General features: G+C 44.8%; 18 protein-coding genes. All 18 read left to right on the top strand.

All coding sequences use genetic code 11. From position 1 onward, the window contains the following. Window positions 1-25 precede the first annotated feature (25 nt). The 18 genes from ACTRWI_RS08000 (at window position 26) to ACTRWI_RS07915 (ending at window position 22,445) form a co-directional block, all read left to right on the top strand. The gene (locus ACTRWI_RS08000) at window positions 26-865 is read left to right on the top strand and encodes an ExeA family protein (RefSeq protein ID WP_499130371.1); all 840 of its coding nucleotides are present in this window, start codon (window positions 26-28) and stop codon (window positions 863-865) included. Window positions 866-867: 2 nt separating this feature from the next. Beyond that, window positions 868-2,013, top strand: coding sequence for a tetratricopeptide repeat protein (locus tag ACTRWI_RS07995; RefSeq protein ID WP_499130369.1), 1,146 nt, complete (start codon window positions 868-870; stop codon window positions 2,011-2,013). Then, window positions 2,003-3,727 carry an MSHA fimbrial ATPase MshE gene (gene mshE / locus ACTRWI_RS07990; protein WP_499130368.1) on the top strand — a complete coding sequence of 575 codons (1,725 nt, stop codon included), beginning with the start codon at window positions 2,003-2,005 and terminating at the stop codon, window positions 3,725-3,727. The genes ACTRWI_RS07995 and mshE overlap by 11 nt, the downstream gene beginning before the upstream one ends. Before the next feature lie 12 nt (window positions 3,728-3,739). Continuing rightward, window positions 3,740-4,963: a type II secretion system F family protein gene (locus ACTRWI_RS07985; protein WP_499130366.1), complete on the top strand. Its 1,224-nt coding sequence runs from the start codon at window positions 3,740-3,742 to the stop codon at window positions 4,961-4,963. 3 nt (window positions 4,964-4,966) lie between these two features. Next, window positions 4,967-5,422 (top strand): hypothetical protein, encoded by a 456-nt coding sequence (locus ACTRWI_RS07980; RefSeq protein WP_499130364.1) that lies wholly within the window; start codon window positions 4,967-4,969, stop codon window positions 5,420-5,422. Between the two features lie 78 nt (window positions 5,423-5,500). Next, window positions 5,501-6,076, top strand: a complete 576-nt coding sequence (locus tag ACTRWI_RS07975; protein ID WP_499130363.1) for a prepilin-type N-terminal cleavage/methylation domain-containing protein — start codon at window positions 5,501-5,503, stop codon at window positions 6,074-6,076. 35 nt (window positions 6,077-6,111) lie between these two features. Then, window positions 6,112-6,579 carry a type II secretion system protein gene (locus ACTRWI_RS07970; RefSeq protein WP_499130361.1) on the top strand — a complete coding sequence of 156 codons (468 nt, stop codon included), beginning with the start codon at window positions 6,112-6,114 and terminating at the stop codon, window positions 6,577-6,579. A 142-nt stretch (window positions 6,580-6,721) separates the two neighbouring features. Next, the gene (locus tag ACTRWI_RS07965; protein ID WP_499130359.1) at window positions 6,722-7,213 is read left to right on the top strand and encodes a pilus assembly FimT family protein; all 492 of its coding nucleotides are present in this window, start codon (window positions 6,722-6,724) and stop codon (window positions 7,211-7,213) included. Beyond that, window positions 7,203-7,772 carry a prepilin-type N-terminal cleavage/methylation domain-containing protein gene (locus ACTRWI_RS07960; protein ID WP_499130357.1) on the top strand — a complete coding sequence of 190 codons (570 nt, stop codon included), beginning with the start codon at window positions 7,203-7,205 and terminating at the stop codon, window positions 7,770-7,772. Before ACTRWI_RS07965 ends, ACTRWI_RS07960 begins: the two co-directional genes overlap by 11 nt. Beyond that, window positions 7,769-8,557, top strand: coding sequence for a PilW family protein (locus tag ACTRWI_RS07955; protein WP_499130356.1), 789 nt, complete (start codon window positions 7,769-7,771; stop codon window positions 8,555-8,557). Before ACTRWI_RS07960 ends, ACTRWI_RS07955 begins: the two co-directional genes overlap by 4 nt. Continuing rightward, on the top strand, window positions 8,526-8,957 hold the full coding sequence (locus ACTRWI_RS07950; protein WP_499130355.1) for a hypothetical protein: 432 nt from the start codon (window positions 8,526-8,528) through the stop codon (window positions 8,955-8,957). Before ACTRWI_RS07955 ends, ACTRWI_RS07950 begins: the two co-directional genes overlap by 32 nt. Then, window positions 8,947-13,677: a DUF8613 domain-containing protein gene (locus tag ACTRWI_RS07945; RefSeq protein ID WP_499130354.1), complete on the top strand. Its 4,731-nt coding sequence runs from the start codon at window positions 8,947-8,949 to the stop codon at window positions 13,675-13,677. Before ACTRWI_RS07950 ends, ACTRWI_RS07945 begins: the two co-directional genes overlap by 11 nt. Window positions 13,678-13,916: 239 nt before the next feature. After that, the gene (locus ACTRWI_RS07940) at window positions 13,917-14,960 is read left to right on the top strand and encodes a rod shape-determining protein (protein ID WP_004740843.1); all 1,044 of its coding nucleotides are present in this window, start codon (window positions 13,917-13,919) and stop codon (window positions 14,958-14,960) included. A 94-nt stretch (window positions 14,961-15,054) separates the two neighbouring features. After that, a complete protein-coding gene (mreC, locus tag ACTRWI_RS07935) occupies window positions 15,055-15,942 on the top strand; it encodes a rod shape-determining protein MreC (RefSeq protein WP_499130353.1) in 888 nt (295 codons plus the stop codon). Then, on the top strand, window positions 15,932-16,420 hold the full coding sequence (gene mreD, locus ACTRWI_RS07930; RefSeq protein ID WP_499130352.1) for a rod shape-determining protein MreD: 489 nt from the start codon (window positions 15,932-15,934) through the stop codon (window positions 16,418-16,420). The genes mreC and mreD overlap by 11 nt, the downstream gene beginning before the upstream one ends. 7 nt (window positions 16,421-16,427) lie before the next feature. Continuing rightward, entirely contained in the window at window positions 16,428-17,072 is a 645-nt protein-coding gene (locus tag ACTRWI_RS07925) for a Maf family protein (protein ID WP_499130351.1), read from the top strand. Window positions 17,073-17,092: 20 nt separating this feature from the next. Beyond that, window positions 17,093-18,562 (top strand): ribonuclease G, encoded by a 1,470-nt coding sequence (gene rng, locus ACTRWI_RS07920; protein ID WP_499130350.1) that lies wholly within the window; start codon window positions 17,093-17,095, stop codon window positions 18,560-18,562. A gap of 10 nt (window positions 18,563-18,572) precedes the next feature. Next, window positions 18,573-22,445, top strand: a complete 3,873-nt coding sequence (locus ACTRWI_RS07915) for a YhdP family protein (RefSeq protein WP_499130348.1) — start codon at window positions 18,573-18,575, stop codon at window positions 22,443-22,445. Window positions 22,446-22,455 lie beyond the last annotated feature (10 nt).

Raw genomic sequence — 22,455 nt, 5'->3', positions numbered from 1 at the left:
GCGCTTTACCAAACTGGATGAACCTATGTATCAAGCGCATTTTGGTTTTGAACAACTGCCCTTTACGTTAACGCCCAATACCGATTTTTTTTATGGATTAGCCCCGCATTTTGAGGCGATTCAAACGGTCATCTCGGCGTTAGAGATGGGAGAGGGCGTCATCAAGGTGACTGGAGAAGTTGGCACTGGTAAGACAATGGTTTGTCGGATGTTGGTCAATCATCTAAAAGAGAGTACGGCATTAATTTACTTGCCAAACCCTGTGCTGTCCGGAACTGACTTACGTCATGCTGTTGCAAAAGAGCTTGGTTTAACGGTTGAGAACGAAGCCTCGCTGGTGGACAACATTCAACATAAGTTGATTGAACTGCATAACACCGGGTTAAAAGTAGTCGCGATACTTGATGAAGCTCAAGCTCTATCGGATGAGGCGCTCGAAATACTAAGGTTGTTCGGTAATTTAGAGACAGAAGATAAGAAATTATTACAGATAGTGTTACTCGGACAGCCTGAATTGGATACCCGCTTAGAAGCCTATCATCTTAGGCAGTTTCGTCAAAGAATCACGTTTGGCTCAACACTAAGACCGCTTAACCTTGACGAAGTGGTGGCTTATATCGATAACCGAATAGCTAAATCGGGTGGCAATCAAAATCTATTTAGTTTGAATCATAAAAAAGCAATTTGGCGCTCTTCTCTAGGGGTTCCAAGGTTGATTAATCAGTTGTGTCATAAAGCCTTATTGCTTTCATTTAGCGAAGATAAAAAAACGGTTGAAAATCAACACCTATTTGCTGCTATGCACGAAACATACGATGTATGTAAGCCGAAATTTAAAATGCCAATACTGTGGGGTTGGAATTAACTATGAGCGCTATTAATAACGCCTTGTCTGAATTGGCCAAGAAAGAATCAACAACATCGATAGAAGCGGCTGTTGTGCCTAAAGTCAAAACGCGCTCGCCATTAGTATGGGTTGCGGGTGGGTTTACCTTAAGTTTGGCCATGGGTGGTTGGGCGATTTCACAGGGGCCAACGGTCGATAACTCAATCTCTACTCGAGAGAGGCAAGTTCAGGTTTCTGTTGTAGACAGCTCGCCAGACGTGTCTGCCATTGTTACTCAAGCTCCGTCATCGCCGACCAAAAAGTTAGTGGTAGTCGATTCTTCCTATCTCACTCAAGTCAACTCAGAGACAAGCTCTCGAAATCAGGCGCAAGTTGTCGATTCAGTGGTTAAAACGCCACGAATAACAAAACCGCAGGTACAAGCTAAACCTATAGCAACAACAAAAGTAAATACGACAGAAGTGCCTGAGCCGACTTTGATTGCGAGTGTTGCGCAAAGCAGCTCTGATCCTCTTTCTGATGAGCCTAAAGACATAGAAAACAGTCGAATACTGATTGAACAAGTCGAACTGACCCCAGAGCAACTTTCTGTAAATGCTCAAGGGCGAGCTCAGAAAGCGCTGGATGCCAATGATCTTACAGGTGCATTGAAGGGGTACAGCGAAGCACTTCGTTATACGCCAAGAAATGAAGATGTTCGTCAAAAGCTCGCTATTCTCTATTTCGGCAAGGGTGATACTCGTAAAGCTTACGAGCTTTTTCAGTCGGGTATTAAGCTTAACGCCAATAGTGAAAAGCTACGTTTGGGCTTATCAAAACTATTGGTTAAAGCGGACCAAGCAGAGGCAGCGTTGAGCCCTCTGATACACATGCCTCCGCACCCAACCCAAGAATACTTAGCAATGCGTGCTGCGTTGAGCCAAAAGTCTCAGCAAGAAGAGATTGCTCTGGAGAGTTACCAAAAGCTAGTCGAGATCGATTCTGAGAACGCCCGCTGGTGGCTAGGTTTAGCGATACAGCAGGAGCGACAGTTAGATTTTGCTGCAGCCAAACAATCATACCAAGGTGCGTTAACTCGAGTCGGTATCTCATCTCAATCACAAAGCTTTGTGCGTGACCGATTGAAAATAATCAGTGCTTTAGAGGAGAGCAGCCATGCAGATTAGATTAAGAAAAAGGCTTGGTGATTTGCTTGTTGAAGAAGGCATCATCACCGAGGCCCATGTTGATCAAGCACTTGCCTCTCAAAAGAGTAGTGGTCGTAAGCTCGGTGATACCTTGATCGAACTTGGTTTCTTATCTGAACAGCAGATGTTGAGCTTTCTATCCCAACAGCTTGCTATTCCTCTTATTGATTTAAGCCGAGCGAACGTTGATATTGAAGCGGTACAGCTCTTACCTGAAGTACATGCTCGCCGCCTTCGAGCTTTAGTCATTGGTCGTCAAGGTGAGACTCTACGTGTGGCGATGAGTGACCCTGCGGATCTGTTTGCCCAAGAATCGCTGCTTGGTCAATTAGGCGATTACATACTTGAGTTTGTTATCGCGCCTGAAAGGCAACTGGTCGATGGGTTTGATCGCTACTATCGTAGGACGAAAGAGATCGCTTCATTTGCTGAGCAGCTTCATGCTGAGCATCAAGTTAGTGAAGCCTTTGATTTTGATATTGCAGAGGACGACAGTGATGAAGTGACAGTGGTAAAGCTGATTAACTCATTGTTTGAAGATGCGATTCAAGTTGATGCTTCCGATATCCATATAGAGCCGGAGGCCAATGTTTTACGTATTCGCCAACGTATTGATGGCGTGCTGCATGAAACTCTATTAAACGAAGTCAATATCGCACCAGCGTTGATATTGCGTTTAAAGCTGATGGCAAACCTGGATATCTCAGAGAAACGTCTTCCTCAAGATGGTCGCTTTAATATTAGAGCCAAAGGTCAATCTGTTGATATTCGTATGTCGACCATGCCAGTACAGCACGGTGAATCTGTGGTTATGCGTCTGCTCAACCAATCTGCTGGCTTACGTAAATTGGAAGCGTCGGGCATACCGAGTGATCTGCTGGTTCGCCTTCGTAAACAATTGCGTCGCCCTCATGGAATGATACTCGTTACTGGCCCTACGGGCTCAGGTAAAACAACCACTCTTTATGGCGCGTTAAGCGAATTAAACGAGCCGACTAAAAAGATCATTACTGCGGAAGATCCGGTGGAATATCGTCTTCCTCGTGTGAACCAAGTTCAGGTAAACCCTAAGATCAACCTCGACTTCTCTACTATCCTCAGAACTTTCCTTCGACAGGATCCCGATATCATCCTTATTGGTGAGATGCGTGACCAAGAAACCGTTGAGATTGGTTTGAGAGCAGCCCTTACCGGTCACTTAGTGCTAAGTACTCTTCACACCAATGATGCGGTAGACAGTGCACTGCGTATGATGGATATGGGCGCGCCGGGTTACTTAGTCGCGAGTGCGGTTCGTGCGGTTGTGGCACAGCGATTAGTTCGTAAAGTGTGTACCGACTGTAAAGTTGATGATGAGTTGGACGAAGCGCGCAAACAATGGTTGAGTGTTCGTTTCCCTAATCAGATCGACGTGCCTTTCATGAAAGGGCGTGGTTGTCAGAACTGCAACTTAACCGGCTATCGTGGGCGTATCGGTGTATTCGAAATGTTGGAGCTTGAGCACAACATGATGGATGCTTTGAGAGCTAACGATGCGGTAGGTTTTGCTCAAACCGCAAGACAGTCTGAAAATTACAAACCGTTACTGGCCTCAGCGATGGAGTTGGCTTTGCGAGGTGTTGTGAGCCTTGACGAGATAATGAACCTCGGCGAAGGTGACGCGTCTGGCTCAACCGACCCAATTTATTTATAGGGGTAGAGTGTTATGCCAACGTATCGTTATGTAGGACGCAGCTCTGATGGCAGCCAAGTCAGTGGCCAATTAGACGCGAATAACGAAGATCTTGCCGCGGAAAGTTTGATGAGTAAGGGGATTATCCCAACCTCGATTAAGCTTGGGAAAAGTGGTGGTTCCGTCTTGGATATGGATGTCTCTGCTCTATTCTCACCAAGTGTCCCACTTGAGGTCCTAGTGCTGTTCTGCCGTCAGTTATACAGCTTAACCAAAGCAGGGGTTCCGCTATTAAGGTCGATGAAAGGCCTGGCCCAAAACTGTGAGAATAAACAGTTGAAAGCTGCGCTTGAAGAGGTGGTTGCAGAGTTAACCAATGGTCGTGGACTGGCGGCATCGATGCAGATGCACCCTAAAGTGTTTAGCCCGCTGTTTGTCTCTATGATAGGGGTTGGTGAAAATACCGGTCGTCTTGATCTGGCCTTGCTGCAATTGGCGGGTTACTACGAACAAGAAGTCGAGACCCGCAAGAGAATCAAGACCGCGATGCGTTACCCAACCTTCGTGATCAGCTTTATCTTGATCGCGATGTTCATACTAAACATCAAGGTGATTCCACAATTCTCTAGCATGTTCGCACGGTTTGGTGTCGATTTGCCATTAGCGACCCGTGTCTTAATCGGTATGTCTGAGTTCTTTGTGAATTACTGGGAAATCATGCTCGGTGTGATCTTTGGTTTTATCTTTGCGTTTAAAGCTTGGGTAAAGACGGATAAAGGCCTGGAGAAGTGGGACAGAGTTCGTTTAAAGATACCTGTCATTGGTGGGGTCGTGAACCGAGCATTGCTGTCACGTTTTTCGCGTACCTTTGCGTTGATGCTGAAAGCAGGTGTGCCGCTCAATCAATCTTTAGCGCTATCGGCTGAAGCCTTGGATAACCGCTTCTTAGAGCTGCGGGTGCTAGCCATGAAATCGGCTATCGAAGCAGGAAGCACGATTTCATCGACGGCAATTAACAGTGAAATTTTCACACCTTTGGTCATTCAAATGATCTCGGTGGGGGAAGAGACTGGGCGTATCGATGAATTATTGCTTGAAGTCGCGGACTATTATGATCGAGAAGTCGACTATGACCTGAAAACTTTAACCGCCAGAATTGAACCGATCTTGTTAACCATAGTGGCAGGCATGGTGTTGATTCTTGCTCTCGGTATTTTCTTACCGATGTGGGGAATGCTGAATGCGATTAAAGGTTAAGGAATGCTAAATACCCTACAACGCTCACGTTTTGTTATTTGGACTGTGGTTATTCTTTTGTTGATTATGGGGCTGTTTTCTGTATGGGAATCCGTCGAAGAGGAAGCGACCAACACGGCATTTATTGTGGCGAGTAAGCGTATCCTTGAGCAAGCAAATCTATTCAAACAACACTATTTGTTAAAAGGCGCAAAACAACCAAGTGACTCTGAATCTCCCAAAAGCTACAGCAGAACAGGCTGGGTAATGCCGATTCTTGGCTCGAAGGTAGACTGTCATTATTGGCTGGATCAATTGTATCCACCGAAGAGCATTCTGGGGTTAGACTCGCCAAGGGTTGAAGACCAAAGTGATAACATGCAGTTTCACTGTGTTTATCATTATGGCGATAAATATCATATAGATATCCTGCTAAAGAATGAAAGATTTAGTGTGAGAGCCAATATTTTGGCTTTGTAGATATTTTGACGTATTTTGTGTGGTGTTAAGATTTCATCAATGTATAATGCTTAATGATAATAAGGTGAGTAGGTAGAAGTGCTTAAAAATCAAAAGGGTTTCTCCCTTGTCGAGTTAGTGATTGTGATCGTTGTGGTGGGTCTATTGGCGGTCGCTGCGTTACCTCGTTTTCTCGATGTCACGGATGAAGCCAAGAAATCCAGTATTGAAGGTGTCGCTGGTGGTTTTGCAACCGCCGTTTTGTCGGCGAGAGCACAGTGGGAAGCACAAGCGAGGCCCTCAGAGACGATCGTTGCAGAAAGGTACAACACCGTCAATTACGATGGTGTTGATTTTTGGTTAACCCGTTCGAAGAGCAGTAGTAACCTTGATACTGGCTTCCGAGACGGCTACCCATGGACTCTGAACAATAATTCAGGTGCCGCGCCACAAGCGATTTCAGATAAAACATGTTCTGAGTTGATGGAAAACTTACTGCAAAACCCACCGAAAGTAGGTCCCATTGCAGATGTCGCGAACAACTCAAACTACAAATATTCAGCGCAAGCGAATTCAGGTGCTGCAACCTGTACCTACGTTCAGTTAGAAGGCAGTACCAAGCACCAATTTGTTTACGAAATTAAAACTGGTCGTGTGACCGTAACTTTGCAGTAAGTCTGCGTAAAATCAAACATAGAGAGAGCTTAACTATGAAAAGACAAGGCGGTTTCACCCTAATCGAACTCGTGGTGGTAATTGTTATTCTGGGTATTCTTGCTGTAACAGCAGCACCCCGTTTCCTAAACCTGCAAGATGATGCGAAAGAGTCAGCACTTCAAGGCTTAGCTGGAGCAATGAATGGCGCTTCAGGGATCGTATTTGGTAAAGCTTCTATTGAAGGCAGAGAAACTTCAAGCACGCCTGTCGATGTTGAAGGCGTCCAGACTATTTGGGGTTACCCAACAGCTACCTCTGCAGGTATCGCTGCAGCAATAGATATGGATGGCTTCGTATATCTTGCTGATGGCTCTGTTAGTGCTGGTGGGACAGTTGATTATGGCTTTCAAGGCTTTACCACTCAATGTGTTCGTTACACTTCAGCGACTTCTTCAGCACAAGCTACCGCTCGTGTAGTTAGCTCTACTGGTACTAATGCTACGGCTGGTGCATGTCAATAACTGTAATAATTTAGATTCGAAGGCCAGCACCTGCTGGCCTTTTTTCTATCTAAAACACATAAGTGTTACAACTATTCATATACATAAGATCGTAAACTTCGTTATCTTGTATAATCAGTATTTGCTAGGCAGTTAGAGGATCATGATGGATAACAGCCCCACATCCAAAGGCTTTACTCTGGTAGAGCTGATCACTGTCATGCTTTTACTGGCGATACTGTCCACATACGCTGCTAGCCGTTACTTTGGTGCCCGTTCTTTTGATCGTCATATGATCAAGAGTGAACTCATCTCTTCTCTTCGCTTGACTCAGCTGCGAGCGATGCATCGCAGCGAGCTGTGTAATCGATGGGGTGTCGCGCAAAACCAAGTAGGTCAAGTGAAAGAAGCTCAGAACTCGAAGTGCGGCTCTGATCTAAATAAATCAGACAGCAGTTTTGTCGATATGTCAGCTTATGATGCCACGGTCTTGTTGACGTCAGCGGATGGTTCTCCGTTTATCGACTTTGATAGCCTAGGCCGCCCAAAGCAATGTGCGACCAGTAGTGGTCAATGTCGATTAACCGTTCAACCTCAGTCGGGTATGTCGCTGTCGATTTGTGTTAATACCCAAGGGGGGATTAATGATTGCTAAACTCAGAGGCTTCACGTTAATTGAAATGGTTATCGTGATGACGATTCTGGCCATCGCTATCACGGGGGTGACGGTCTCCTTGTTTCCTCTGGGCAAGCAAAGTGTCGATCAGGCGGCTGCGGTTAAAGCAACAGAGCTAGGACGCGCCGTTATGGACGAAATACTGGGTCGTAATTTTGACAACAAATCAAGCCCTTACGGTGGTTTACCTAACTGTATCCCTAAATTGGTTGATGATACAGAGTCGTGCACTTTACCCAAAGATTTGGGGCCTGATAGTGGTGAAAATTTTTCCGCTAAAGCCGCTTTTAATGATGTGGATGATTTTAATGGCTTGACGGGGGATGTGACAGATGTGCTTGATAATGTGCTGCAAGGAATGCATACAAGCTACACCGATTACACAGTCAAGATTGAAGTGTTTTACGACGTCGATGATTCTGGAACCATGCTAGGGCAAACCTCTGCAATCGCGACGCACTATAAGCGTATCAATGTCATCATTACCGATCGTCAAGGTCAAGAGTATCCAATCTCAGCGATTAAGGGGAACTTTTGAATAAGGTTCGAGGTTTTACCCTCATAGAAATGGTGCTATCTATTACGCTACTGGGCATCGTTGGGTTATTTGTTGGAGAAGTGATACGTCTGTCTCTTACGCTATATTCTGATGTTGAAGCGCGAAATTCATTAATTCAACAAGGTCGCTTTGCTACAGAGAGATTGCGGCGTGAGATTCGTGAAGCCGTCCCCAACAGTGTGGTCACCAATTCAAGTGGACGTTGTGTTGAGTTCTTTCCCATAGTAAATAGCGGTATTTATACTAATTTACCTACTCTCTCTCCAAGTCATACTTTGAGAGCTCTGCCTTTTACGGATGCCGGTAAGAAGGGCGATCGGATCGCGGTTTATCCGACCTCTAATGCTCAGCTTAGAGGCAAGCTCTCCCCGACTGACAGCCAAGTGGCCGTGCTCGATCGTGATATTGATTTCTCACCAGCAGACTCTTCCACAATGATCGATATTGAGCTTGCTTCAGCCACTAAGTTTGCTAATAACTCTCCAGCAAATCGTTTTTATGTTTATTCTCAGCCGGTTGCGTTTTGCATAGTAGGAGATGAGCTACGGCGATATGATGGCTATAGTATGGACCGAACCTTAGAGCCGGGAGACACGTCATTGGGTTCAGGGGTGTTTTTGGTTGATAGTCTATTGGGTGGCCATTTCTTAGCGCAAGCGGCGCAGTTGCAAAGAAATGGTTTAGTAAAAATAGAGTTGACCTTGACCAGCAATGGTGAGGTGATGAGGTTTGATGATGATGCGCTTGTCTACAACACGCCGTAAACAACAAGGTAGCGGGCTGATGCTGGTCATTTTTATGCTAGTGGTAGTGATAGGGTTGGCTGCGCTTGTTGCTAATCGTAATCAAGAGCGAGGAAGTGAGCAACTTCTTGCTTCAGTCATAGGATCGAGGGCTGAAATGGCTGCGCGATCTGGTGCACAAATAGAAATTAGCCGCTTTTATCAAACCACGACAGAAGGAAGCTGCCATTTAGGTAAACCTCAAACAATTAACTACAATGGTGCTGGTTTGGAGCAATGTTCTGTAACAATCGAGTGTAATGGAATCGGAGTAATGGATAATGGCGAGGTAGTTCGTCAATTAGTTTCGACAGGGCAATGTACTTTTGGGCAGTGGATATTACAAAGAGTTATTCAAGTAGGACTTCGTGATGATAGCTAGAATTTTTATATTGTCAGCATTGCTACTGGTTTCATTTCAATCCGCAGCCGCGTATTACTATCTAACAAGCTACAATTCGCCTAAACAGTATCCATTACCCCCTTGTAGTGGTGATTGGTCCATTAACAATAGTAAGTATAAGTGTAATGGCTCACTGTCCCTGCAAAAAGGCGATATCCTTATTGCTTATAAGACATCCACACTAGAAGTCAAAAATAGCATCTATTTCGAAGATAATATTATTGGTTATCCAAGTTTTAGCGGGATATCTGTAAAAAGTACAGGTGGACATTTAAGGATTATTGACACAACCATTTATGGTGCCGCGGAAGCTAAACAATCTATAGTTATTAATGAATTCGCGAACGGCAGCCATAACAGCAATCACTATTCATTCATACTCGGCAAAGTAATAAGTTCAGATAGCAGCATTCGAATGATAAATACGGATGTGCGTGGCGACGTAGTCGCTAAACAGTCAGTGAATATTAATGTGCGGAGTAATGGTTCGTTTGCTGCATCACGAGCATCGATTATAGAAGGAAAGATTAAAAGTTACGATAGCTCTATTCGAGTCGTCGATGCACAGATCGAGGGTGATGTAGAGGCAAAACAATCTATTAATATTAATACGTTAAGTAATGGTTCGTACGTGTCTAATAGTCACGTTAGCGTTGGAGGAAAAGTAAAAAGTAGTGACAGTTCAATTCGAATTCTGAATGCTAATATAACGGATGAAGTAGACGCGAAGCTTTCTGTCAACATTAATGTGTTGAGTAATGGCACTTACGCAACTAATACAAGCAGTGCCGTCGGCGGTGAGGTGGTGAGCCGCGATCAATCAATTCGATTGGTCAATACTAATGTGGCCGACAATATTAAAGCAAAGCAAGCAATTAATATTAATCGCTTAAGCAATGGGACCGACGTATCTTCAACGATCTCCAATATAGCGGGTGATATTGAGAGTACCGAGAACAACATAGTACTTGGAGAGGCAACTCATGTTGTCGGTGATGTTACCGCAGGGCCGCAAGACAGAGGAAAGGTATTTGTTAACACTGGCAGCACGGTTGACGGAACTTGCCTATATCAAACGGTTCCAAAAGATGCATGCAGTTCAGGCATTACGCTTCCTGACCCTGTTGCACTTTATCATCTGGATGAAGCAAGCTGGAATGGTAATAGTAATGAAGTGGTCGATAGTTCTGGAAATCGGCATCACGGAACAGCATTCAATGGTCTGAATACAGCATCAACTACCCCTGCACTTCCAACGATAAGTTCACTTGGCACCTGTGGCTATGGCGTGTTTGATAATAACGCGAATCAGTTTATTGAAATTGCAGACACTGCTCTTTTAGATATGAATGGCTCCTTCACCATATCAGCTTGGGTTCGTCCTGTGAGTTACCCGAGCTCTGGCCTGCATACTATTTTATCTAAAGACTCCAATTATGAGTTTCATATTAACTCGCAAGGAAAAGTGTTTTGGTGGTGGGAAGATGAAGATGGTCAAAAATCAATAACGAGTACAAAATCACTACCGTTGAATCAATGGAGTTTTATCACTGTCCGCTATAACCAAAACAATGAAGTGGCAAGACTATTTATTGATGCTAGCAGTGAAGGAAGACTTGAAGATGTTGAAAATATAGTAACGAATAACGATTCGCTTCAGATTGGCCAAGACCAAAACTACCCAGGTAGGGCGTTTGATGGCTTCATTGATGAGATTCAACTTTTCGAAAAAGCACTTTCCAAGAGCGAAATCGAAGAGTTGATGGCTCAAAGGCATCAGTGTTCAGACACTCCTGTCCTTCAATGCTTTACCGATGATTTCAATAGTGGCAACCTTTCTAATCTATGGGTTACTTCTCGAAGTAAAGGACCGTTTACTCCTCAAGTCATAAATAATCGTCTTAGATTTACTGAAGCCAAAAGAGACCAGTCGACGGCTTCGACTTATCAGAGGTTATTTCCTGCAAAAGATAATTTAGTGGAAATTGAATTTGATCACTACGCGTATGGTGGTGACGGTGCTGACGGTATTGCCATTGTTCTTTCCGATGCCACTATAACCCCTATTCCGGGAGCATTTGGTGGGCCGTTGGGGTATGGTTTTAAAAGCGGAGAGCCGGGTTTTGCGGGGGGCTGGCTTGGTATTGGCATTGATGAATATGGGAACTACTCGAATGAAGGGGGGAGCGGTGAAAAGCCAGGGCGACGCAGACAAAGTGTCGCTTTGCGGGGCTCAGGTAGTGGAGAAACGGGTTATCAATATCTTGCGGGAGCATGTGAGGATGGTACAAAGTCTTCAAGTGGTGAGTGTTTAACCCCTTCAGTTGATGATAATAATGGAGCCAATCACCGTTATAAAATTGTCATTGATTCTCGGCTGAATGAACAGTCGTATGCTGAGATCTTCCGTAAAATTGGCAGTGGTGACTGGAGTTCCATTGTCGGGCCTATTGATGTATTGAATAATCAATACAGTCAATCTGCAATCCCTAATGATTTCCTATTATCGATAACCGGATCAACGGGAGATTTGACTAACATTCATGAAATCGACAACCTGCAGGTATGTGCTTTGGATTCACGTCCGGTAGGGAAGCAAATTGATCACTTTAGGTTAACCCATTCCGGTCAAGAGCTGACTTGCAATGCGGAAAGTGTGTTGATTGAAGCTTGCTTGGATGCAGACTGTAGTTCGAGATATACCGATTCGGTGACCGCTCACCTCGCACCGGCGACTCTAAATGATGGTGGATGGGTTGGTGGCAACGTCGTTACTTTTAGTGGCGGGAGCGCGAGCTTTGATATACGAAAAAAACAGATAGGAAGTATCACGTTAGGAGTGACTGGATCTTCACCAACCACTAAGCCTTTTGCCAAAACTTTATGCAGTAAAGCGGGTTCAGAGTTTAGTGTTCGTAACTGTGGATTGCAGTTCACCAGCAACGGTTTTGATCTTGCCGTCAGTGATAAAATTGCTAATTTACCTACCATTGCAACGCTTCAAGCGGGGGGGCGTTGTGGCCCGGGCTTTGCCAGTGAAAGTAAAAGTATTGCTTTTTGGAGCACCTACGAGTCACCAACGGCAAGTAATATAGTGGGAGCGCCCAAAGTAAAAATTGCAGATAGGGAGATAGGTAATACGGAATCGACCGCAACACCAATTTATGTCCAGTTTGACGCTAATGGAGAAGCTCAACTGCAATTAGATTACCCTGATGCGGGTAAACTTCAATTAAACGCTAAATACACTGGTCAGCCTAGTGCAGGAGATCAGGGCCTAGTTGTTGAAGGTGATGGAGAGTTTGTTAGCTTCCCACAGAGACTTGTTGTTAGCGCGAAAAATAGTGCCAATCAAGTGGGAGCGTGTGCGAGTGCCAATTTAAACTGTTCAACCTTTGCTAAAGCTGGAGAGCAGTTTGATATTGAAGTTAAGGCAATGAGTGGCTCTAACTCAACCCGAGGTGCAATTCCGACCCCCAATTATAGTGACAATGTTGGATTCGAACATCTTTTGGTAGCTCCTAGCGGGAAGGAGATCGGAGAGCTTGTTTTATATGATAGCTCTGATAAACCCATTACAAATCCAGGCAGTGTATTGCTTTCGCCAGGAGAGACAAAAGCGGTGCCAGCAAGCATCTCTGAAGTGGGCGTATTTTCAATCAAGGTGACGCCTCCTAGTACTTACTTAGGCAGTTATTATCACACGATTCCTGCTGCTTTAAGCGCCAATATTGGACGTTTTTATCCAGCATATTTTTCGGTCGTTGACTCAAGCTCGGTACCAAACTTGGATGCGTTTTGCTCGAGCGATAATGATCCTGACTTGAAGTTTAGTTATATCGGTCAAAATTTTACTTATGAACAAGTACCTGAGCTCTATCTAGAACCTAAATCGGTAAAGGGGACTTTAACTAATAACTACTACCATAAGGAGTGGTGGCGTTACTCGACGTCGTGGACCGGCCGCAATTACAAAGATTTCAATGGCCGGAGTATAGTATTTGAGGGTAATGGTGGGACGACAGCTGAGTCTGCATCAGGTCGCGTGTATTTAAGTGATACTGAGCGTTTGCGCTACGTGAAAAGTGAACCGCCAGTAGAGCCGTTTGAGGCTGATTTTAGTTTGGCCCTTACTGCAAGTGATTTGATGGATTCAGATAATGTGTGTTTCAAAACTTCGGACAGCAATTCTTCCAGTGATTGTCTCTCGTATTCGTTTTCAGATATTGATCAGGATATGGAACTGCGGTGGGGACGTTTACTCATTCATGATACCTATGGTCCGGAGGTATCACCGACTCGACAACGTATTGAAGTTCAGCATCTTGAAAAGGGACGTTTTGAGACTAATGTAGATGACTCATGTACCGATTTGGTTTCTATCAATCGCTTTGACTTTATTTCAGATGACTACACCGTGGTGGCATCAGGGGTACCAAACCCTCCGGAGGTCAAGGCAAGTTTAAAGGATGCTCAGGATGCTCAGGATACTCAGTTTGAGAAGGGGGAGTCTTGGATTGACTTTTCAGCGCCAGGTGCCGGAGATATAGGTTTAATTGAGACTGAACTTGACTTAAATAAACATGGTTTATCTTGGCTGAACCCAGATTTGAGCGGCGCGGGCACTGTTTCAGGTATAGCGCAATTTGGTATTTATCGAGGCAGCGATCGCGTGATCTGGTGGAGTGAACCAAACTAGTATTACTTGTTGTTCGGCTTATATTTGGTATCTACCGCGCTAACGATCGAGTGATCTATCGTGGTGAAAGTGGCTTAACAGGTCAGTAATAATATAATTTTTGATGGTTAAGTTAGGAATCTGTAAGAAATTGCGGATTTCAGTCCATGTTTATACTTCAATGCCTTGCCGTGACTGCAAGGCATTGGTACATTTAGTGCAATTTTTGTCTTCTAATTCTTGCAGGATGAGCGAAGAATATGTTTAAAAAACTTCGTGGCATGTTTTCAAACGACCTATCGATTGACTTAGGTACTGCCAATACCCTTATATATGTAAAAGGCCAAGGCATTGTTCTTGATGAGCCTTCAGTTGTAGCTATTCGCCAAGATCGTGTGGGTTCTGCAAAAAGTGTCGCTGCTGTTGGCCACGCTGCTAAGCAAATGCTTGGTCGTACGCCTGGTAATATCTCAGCGATCCGTCCAATGAAAGATGGCGTAATTGCTGATTTCTACGTAACGGAAAAAATGCTTCAGCACTTCATTAAACAAGTGCATGACAACAGTGTGCTTAAACCAAGTCCTCGCGTTTTGGTTTGTGTACCTTGTGGTTCAACGCAAGTTGAGCGTCGTGCTATCCGTGAATCTGCATTGGGTGCTGGCGCTCGTGAAGTTTACCTAATCGATGAGCCAATGGCGGCAGCGATTGGTGCTGGCCTACGCGTATCTGAGCCAACGGGTTCAATGGTTGTGGATATCGGTGGTGGTACTACTGAAGTTGCGGTTATCTCTCTAAACGGTGTGGTTTACTCATCTTCTGTACGTATCGGTGGTGACCGTTTTGATGAAGCGATCATCAACTACGTTCGTCGTAACTACGGCAGCTTGATTGGTGAAGCGACGGCAGAGAAGATCAAACACGAAATCGGTTCAGCTTACCCTGGCGATGAAGTCGAAGAAATCGAAGTTCGCGGTCGTAACCTTGCTGAAGGTGTGCCTCGTAGCTTTAGCCTAAATTCAAATGAGATCCTTGAAGCACTTCAAGAACCTCTATCTGGTATCGTATCTGCAGTAATGGTTGCACTTGAACAGTGTCCACCAGAGCTTGCTTCTGATATCTCAGAAAACGGTATGGTACTAACAGGTGGTGGTGCACTGCTTAAAGATCTTGATCGCCTGCTAACAGAAGAGACAGGTATTCCTGTTGTTGTTGCAGAAGAGCCATTAACGTGTGTTGCTCTAGGTGGCGGTAAAGCCCTAGAGATGATCGATATGCACGGCGGCGATCTGTTCAGCGAAGAATAATATCTAGTGTTAGGCTCTTTGATTATCTAGTTTTATGTAAAGAGCCTAGGACCTTATCTATAGGATCAAATGTAGATCTAGGATCAAATATAGAATGAAGCCAATTTTTGGTAGAGGTCCCTCTCTACAATTGCGCCTGTTTTTTGCTGTAATTTTATCAGCCAGCCTTATGCTGGCTGATAGTCGTTTAGATACTTTCTCAAATGTCCGCTATCTATTGAACAGCATGGTTGCCCCAATTCAATATGCAGCTAACCTACCTCGTACGATGTTTGACGGTGTATACGACCGTTTTAGCACTCGTAAAGGACTGATCGAATCAAACCATAATATGAAGCGAGAAGTCTTGCGACTGAAGAGCGAGCTTATTTTGCTTGAGCAATATCAAGAAGAAAATAAGCGCCTTCGTAAGCTATTAGGCTCTCCGTTTATCCGCGATGAAAAGAAAGTCGTTACTGAAGTTATGGCCGTTAATACCTCTCCATACCGTCATCAAGTCGTGATCGATAAAGGTCATATTGATGGAGTGTATGAAGGACAGCCGGTGATCAACGAGAAAGGTATTGTTGGTCAAGTGACTTTTGTTGCGGCTCACAATAGCCGAGTCTTGCTACTGACGGATGCAAACAATGCGATTCCCGTCCAAGTTATCCGTAACGATATCCGTGTGATTGCTTCTGGTAATGGCATGCTTGACGAAATCCAGCTAGAGCATATTCCAACCAGTACTGACATTCAGGAAGAAGATCTCTTAGTAACGTCAGGCCTTGGTGGTGTTTATCCAGAAGGTTACCCAGTCGCTTACGTTTCTAAGGTTGATTACGATCCGAAACGTGAGTTTGCGCTAATCAAAGCGGACCCTGTGGTTGAATTTGATAAGCTTAGATATCTGCTGCTTGTGTGGCCTGACGAAAACAAACAGAAACAGACCGATCAATCCAACATAGAGCAAGCAATGTTAGAGGATGAAAATGGCCAATAGCGTTTTAAGAAGCAAGGCAGTAATTGGCTGTTCATTATTGATCGCGCTTATTCTGCAAACCATTCCATGGCCGGGTAGTTTAGACCTGTTCAGACCTTCTTGGTTACTGCTGGTGACTTGTTACTGGGTTCTGGCTTTACCTCATCGTGTTAACGTAGGCAGTGCTTTGATTCTGGGCCTGTTGTGGGATCTTTTGATTGGTTCGACATTAGGTATTCGGGGCATGATGATGGCAATAGTGATGTACATTGTTGCGTTAAACTTCCTCGTAATTCGTAATATGGCGTTGTGGCAACAAGCCATGATCATTGCGGCGTTAACGGTATTGTTTGAGGTACTGGTATTTTTCGGCGAATATTTGATTCAAGATGTTGTCTTCAATCCATTATCATTATGGAGTGCATTGATAAACTGTATACTTTGGCCTTGGATGTTCTTGTTGATGAGACGCGTACGTCGCCATTGGCATGTGAGGTAGCGTGACGATGGAAAAGAAACATTTAGTTTTGGCATCCGGTTCGCCGCGCCGCAGAGAATTACTATCTCAACTCGGTTATGAGTTTTCTGTCTTAGTGACCGATGTTGAAGAGTGTAAACACACTCAAGAAACCGCCGAAGAGTACGTTAAGCGGCTATCTTTAGATAAAGCTCTAGCTGCGTTGTCTTTATTAACAACGAATCCTTCTGAAAAGCAGCATGTAGCGTCTGATTCTGATACTGTAGTGCTTGGTTCTGATGTTATTTCTCTTGATTCTGAAACAGTGGTTCTTGGCTCTGATACTGTAGTGGTGAGCCAAGGGCAAGTACTTGAGAAACCCGCTGATTTTTCTGACTCTAAGCGTATGCTGACTCAATTAGCGAATGGACGCCACCAAGTGATGACGGCTGTTTCAGTGGTTTCAAAAGAAAAAAAAAAAACAGAAATCGTTATTACCGACGTATGGTTTAAACCCCTCAGTGAAAAAGAAATAGAACAATACTGGCAAACAGGGGAGCCATGCGATAAAGCCGGTAGCTATGGGATCCAAGGTTTGGGTGGGCGTTTTGTCACCCGAATCGAAGGTAGTTATTACGCCGTTGTCGGCTTACCTTTATTTGAAACGGACCAGCTACTGCAAGAATTCTTATAATTACTAATCTGAGGTGCACCATGAGTGCTGAATTGTTGCTGAACGTGACCCCGAGTGAAACTCGCGTGGCCATGATTGAAGGGGGAACTCTTCAAGAGATCCATATCGAACGAGACGCTCGACGCGGAATCGTAGGAAATATCTATAAAGGTCGCGTTAGTCGTGTTCTTCCGGGAATGCAGGCTGCGTTTGTGGATATCGGTCTTGAAAAAGCAGCTTTTCTACACGCCTCTGATATTGTCCCACACACTGAATGTGTCGCTGAAAATGAAAAGAAGCAATTTCAGGTTCGCGATATTTCAGAGCTTGTTCGTCAAGGGCAAGACATTGTGGTTCAAGTCGTAAAAGATCCGCTTGGTACCAAAGGTGCCCGCCTAACCACTGATATCACTCTGCCATCTCGTTACCTCGTGTTTATGCCGGGGGCGAGTCACGTTGGTGTTTCTCAACGTATCGATAGCGAATCCGAGCGTAATCGCCTCAAGAAGGTCGTCTCTCATTACTGTGATGAACATGGTGGCTTTATTATCCGTACTGCTGCAGAAGGCGCTGATTCGAACGAGCTCGCACAAGATGCGGCATTCTTGAAGCGCTTATGGCTTAAGGTATTGGAACGTCGTGGCAAGCATAAAGCGCGTACTCGTTTGTACGGTGAGTTGTGTTTAAGTCAGCGTATCTTGCGTGATTTTGTAGGAACGGAACTGAGCAAGATTCAGGTCGATTCTCGCCTTGAGTATGAAAACCTTAAAGAGTTTACTTCTGAATACGTGCCAGAGCTGACTGATAAGCTTGAGCTGTATGAAGGTGATAAGCCTATCTTTGATATGTACGATACTGAGAACGAAATTCAGCGCTCTCTGGAGCGTAAAGTCGAGCTCAAGTCTGGTGGCTATCTGATCATCGACCAAACGGAAGCGATGACTACGGTTGATATTAACACCGGCGCGTTTGTTGGTCGTCGTAACCTAGAAGAGACGATATTCAACACCAATGTAGAGGCGACACAAGCGATTGCTCGTCAACTGCGTTTGCGTAACTTAGGTGGCATCATCATTATCGACTTTATCGATATGCTGTCGGAAGACCATCGTAAGCGAGTACTAACTTCCCTAGAAAGTGCGCTAGACAAAGATCGTGTAAAGACCAACATTAATGGCTTTACACAGCTTGGTTTAGTAGAGATGACGCGTAAGCGCACTCGTGAAAGCATTGAGCATATTCTGTGTTCGAGTTGTCCTGCTTGTGAAGGCCGTGGCAGCGTGAAGACAGTTGAAACCGTTTGTTATGAGATACTTCGAGAGATCACTCGTGTCAATCGTGCCTACGACGCTGACAAGTTTGTGGTTTATGCTGCTGCAGCGGTTGCTGAAGCGCTAGAAGGCGATGAGTCTCATGCGCTTGCTGAGCTTGAAGTGTTTATTGGTAAACAAGTTAAAATCCAGGCTGAGCCTCTGTACATACAAGAGCAGTTTGATGTTGTTATGATGTAATGGAAATTTTGTGAGCTCAAGCGTTACTCTGATTCTACGTGCATGCTTATGGTTAGTGGTTACTCTCTTAGTAACGCTAGCCATTGCTGTTACTACACTGCGTGTAGCCTTACCCAATTTAAATAAGTATCAATCTGAAATTGAGCTTTGGGTAAATCAACATTCTGGTTTTGAGTTTTCTATTCAAGACGTAGGCGGTTTTTGGCGTAACACTCACCCCTCCATCGCGCTGCAAGGTGTAAAAGCTAGCCTTCCTAATGCAGAAGATGTGACCTTCTCTGTTGAGCGTGTTGAAGTCGAGTTCGACTTGATTCAATCACTCGTTCAAATGCGTCCGGTTGTAGCCGATCTGGTTATGAACCAGATGTATCTTGATATCCGATCTATTGACCTGTTTGCTGGGCAAAACGAGACAGATAAACCTAAAAATTCTGGCTCCTCTAAGCGATTAATGAATGAGCTGGATAACCTGCTGCTAAAGACACTGGTTGATTTCACCGCGAAAGATTCTACCATCTTTTATCGTGCTGTCTCTGATGAAGAGCGTCAGCTTGATATCGAAACTTTAAAGTGGCAGAACTCAGGTAAACACCATCTGGCAGAGGGCGTAGTAAGTATCAAAGACGCTAACCTCAACTCTTTATCAGTAAGTGCTAACTTTATTGATGATGGCTCACTGACGGATGTTACGGGTGAGTTTTATGTCAGCGCTGATAGCATCTCCATTAAACCTTGGTTAACCCGTTTCATACAGGCTGAGTCTGGCATTGAAAAGGGGACCGTGAGCTTAAATAGCTGGCTTACGCTACGTAATAGCAAGCCAGTAAGCGCCTATGTCGAAGTGCTGCCTTCAGAGTTGACCTGGAACGAAGATGGTAAGCATGACCTGATGTTTGAATCAGGCGTTTTTAAGTTGTCTCCGATTGATGAAGGCTGGCAAGTTAATGGTCACTCACTTAATTTAAGAACCGATGACACGCCGTGGCCTGAACTCGATGTGGTATTTAAGTGGCAACAAGGCCCTTGGCAGCTTAACGTCTCCGAGCTCGATGTTTCTACAATTACACCGCTGATTAAGCTGCTGCCAGACTCAGAAGAGTCAACCAAGATGATAAATGTGCTGTCTCCGGGCGGGACGGTGTCTGATATTCGTCTATCGATGGAGTCTGGTATTGAGAGCTTACGTTACTCGGCTAGTTTTTCTGATTTTGCGATCGAGCAGTGGGATTTAGTACCGGGCTTTAGCCAAGTTTCTGGTAGCGTGTTCGGCTCTATGACAGAAGCAAAAGCCAGCTTATATATTATTGACGATGTATTCACGTATGGCGATGTTTTCCAAGCACCTTTAAACATCAAACAAGGTCAGGTTGACATTGTGTGGCAGCAAGATGAGAACGGCTGGAAGCTTTGGTCTGATAAAGTCACGGCAGCCACGCCAGATCTACAGGTGCTCGGTGCATTTCGCTTAGATTTCCCTAAAGATTCAAGCCCTTTCTTATCATTTTACGGTGAAGTAGATGCTTATAACGTCGGTGAAACATGGCGTTATCTACCGACCTTAGCACTTGGTCAAGAGTTGACGGATTACCTTTCCACCGCGATTCAGGCAGGTAAGGCTGACACGGTGAAGTTGCTGTGGCACGGTCAATTAGATAACTATCCGTACACCAATCACGATGGTATTTTTCAAGTTTGGGCTCGATTAGAGGACGCTAAATTTAGCTTTGATACCGCATGGCCATTGATCACAGACCTGCAACTTGATCTGTTTTTTGAGAATGATGCAATGCATCTCGATTCTCGCTCTGCACAACTAATGGATGTGACTGCCGATCGAATCACAGGTCGTATTCCTTACTTGGGTGAAGGCGGTCATATCGAGATAGAAGCTAAGGCCACCGCGTCAGGCAATGCGGTGCGTGATTACATGACAGCTTCGCCACTGGTTGACTCGGTGGGCGCTGCGTTAACCGCACTTCAAGTGAGCGGTGATGTCTCTTCTGAATTCCAGCTTAATATCCCATTCGACTCTGATAAAGAAGCCAGAGCGTGGGGTTACGCTGACCTAAGCGGCAACCATGTTGAAATTGAAGCGCCACCAATGGTGTTAGAAAACACCACGGGTCGGATAGAGTTTGATAATGATGTGGTGACTGCAAATGGTTTGGCGGCAGACTTACTTAAACAAGGTATCTCTATTGATTTCAAAGGGCAGAATGATGGTCCTGGCTACGCTGTTGATATCGATGTGCTAGGCGACTGGGATGTGAAGCCTTTAGAGCCTTACATTGGTGAGCAGTGGCTGAGTCGCCTATCTGGTCACGCACAATGGCAAAGCGAGATAGATATCCAATTGAATGACATCGGCTTTACTTACCAATTGGATTTACAGTCTGATCTTAAGTATCTGGCAAGTGACTATCCATACCCATTGGCGAAGAAGTCATTAGAGAGTGGCTCTGCGAGGCTACAAGCATCGGGTAACCAAGAAGCGATTACTGCACGTTTGCAGTTGCCGAATACTAAGTACCAAGCTGAAATTGATATCACGGGTGATGTGCCTGATCTAACCGCGACCAACCTAGTATTAGGTCGAGGTGGCTATAAGATTAGCCCTGTGGTTGGGCACCATGCATTGATTCGTACTGATAAGTTTAATGCTGATGATTGGCTTTCGGTGATCATGGAGCCAGTACAGCCATCAACTGCTGTTCTAAACCAAATGAACACACCAACTATTCCGGCTCCAAGCCGTGTGACTTTTGAAAGTAAAGAGCTGATTCTTGGTGGTATTTCTTGGAATGATGTTGATTTTAGTGCACGCAAGAGTAAACAAGCTTGGCAAATGGAAGTATCGAGCCAAGAGTTAGAAGGGGATATTAATTATCTGCCTCCTTGTGATTTAACCGTGTCGTTGGATCGCTTGCATCTGTTTGTTCCAGAATGGAGCGACAAATCAAAGCAAGAACCATTGCTGCAACGCAAAGAGCAAGAAGCACCGCTGATCTCTGAGTTGGATAGAAAGATTCATGATGTGATGCCGAACCTCAAGCTAACCCTGAACGACTTCTGGCTACAAGGCTATAAAGTTGGCAAGGTGGATGTTGAGCTAGCGAGAGAAGAAAACCGCCTTGCTTGGAAGAAAATTCAGGTACGCAGCGGCGGCAACAAAGCGGATGTCAGTGGCTGGTGGGAATTGAATGGTGACAAGAGTCATTCATCGCTGAAAGTTGACGTTGAAGGTGAAAACAACAGTGAGTTGATGGAGCGCTTTGGTATCACGTCGGGCATTCAAAAAGCACCATTTGAGCTGGAAGCTCAACTTGACTGGGACGGTTCACCTTGGGGTATCAAAATGGATACTCTGGATGGCGACGTAAAAACCAAGTTTGGTAAAGGTATTATCTCAGATGTGAGCGGGGCGGCTCGTCTGCTTGGCTTGTTTAGCTTAGATTCGATCATTCGTAAGATGCAGCTCGATTTCTCTGATGTGTTTGATAAAGGCATGGCATTTAACAGCATTACAGGCACGGGTAAGATTCAAAATGGTATCTTCCTGACCAATGACCTGAACATGGATGCCGTGGCGGGAGAGATGAAGATCAAAGGTATCGCTAACCTAAATACTCGTCAGGTAGATGCTGAAGTAAACTTTACGCCAGATATCACATCGGGTATTCCAGTGCTAACAGCGTTTGCGGTAACGCCTCAAACAGCATTGTATGTGTTGGCGGTAACTACGGTTATTTCACCGGTTGTTGAGGTCTTTACTCAGGTTAATTACTCAGTGAAAGGTCCGCTGGATTCACCAACGGTAAGCGAGCTTTCACGTAGCTCTGGTGAGTTCCAACTTCCAGAAAACCTAAGAAAGTTGGCTGAGTAAAAGTAAGGCC

Source organism: Pseudoalteromonas sp. G5_S1_14_S5 (assembly GCF_054968605.1).
The sequence above is the reverse complement of the archived record's forward strand: the minus strand, read 5'-3'. Positions and strand labels throughout refer to the sequence as shown.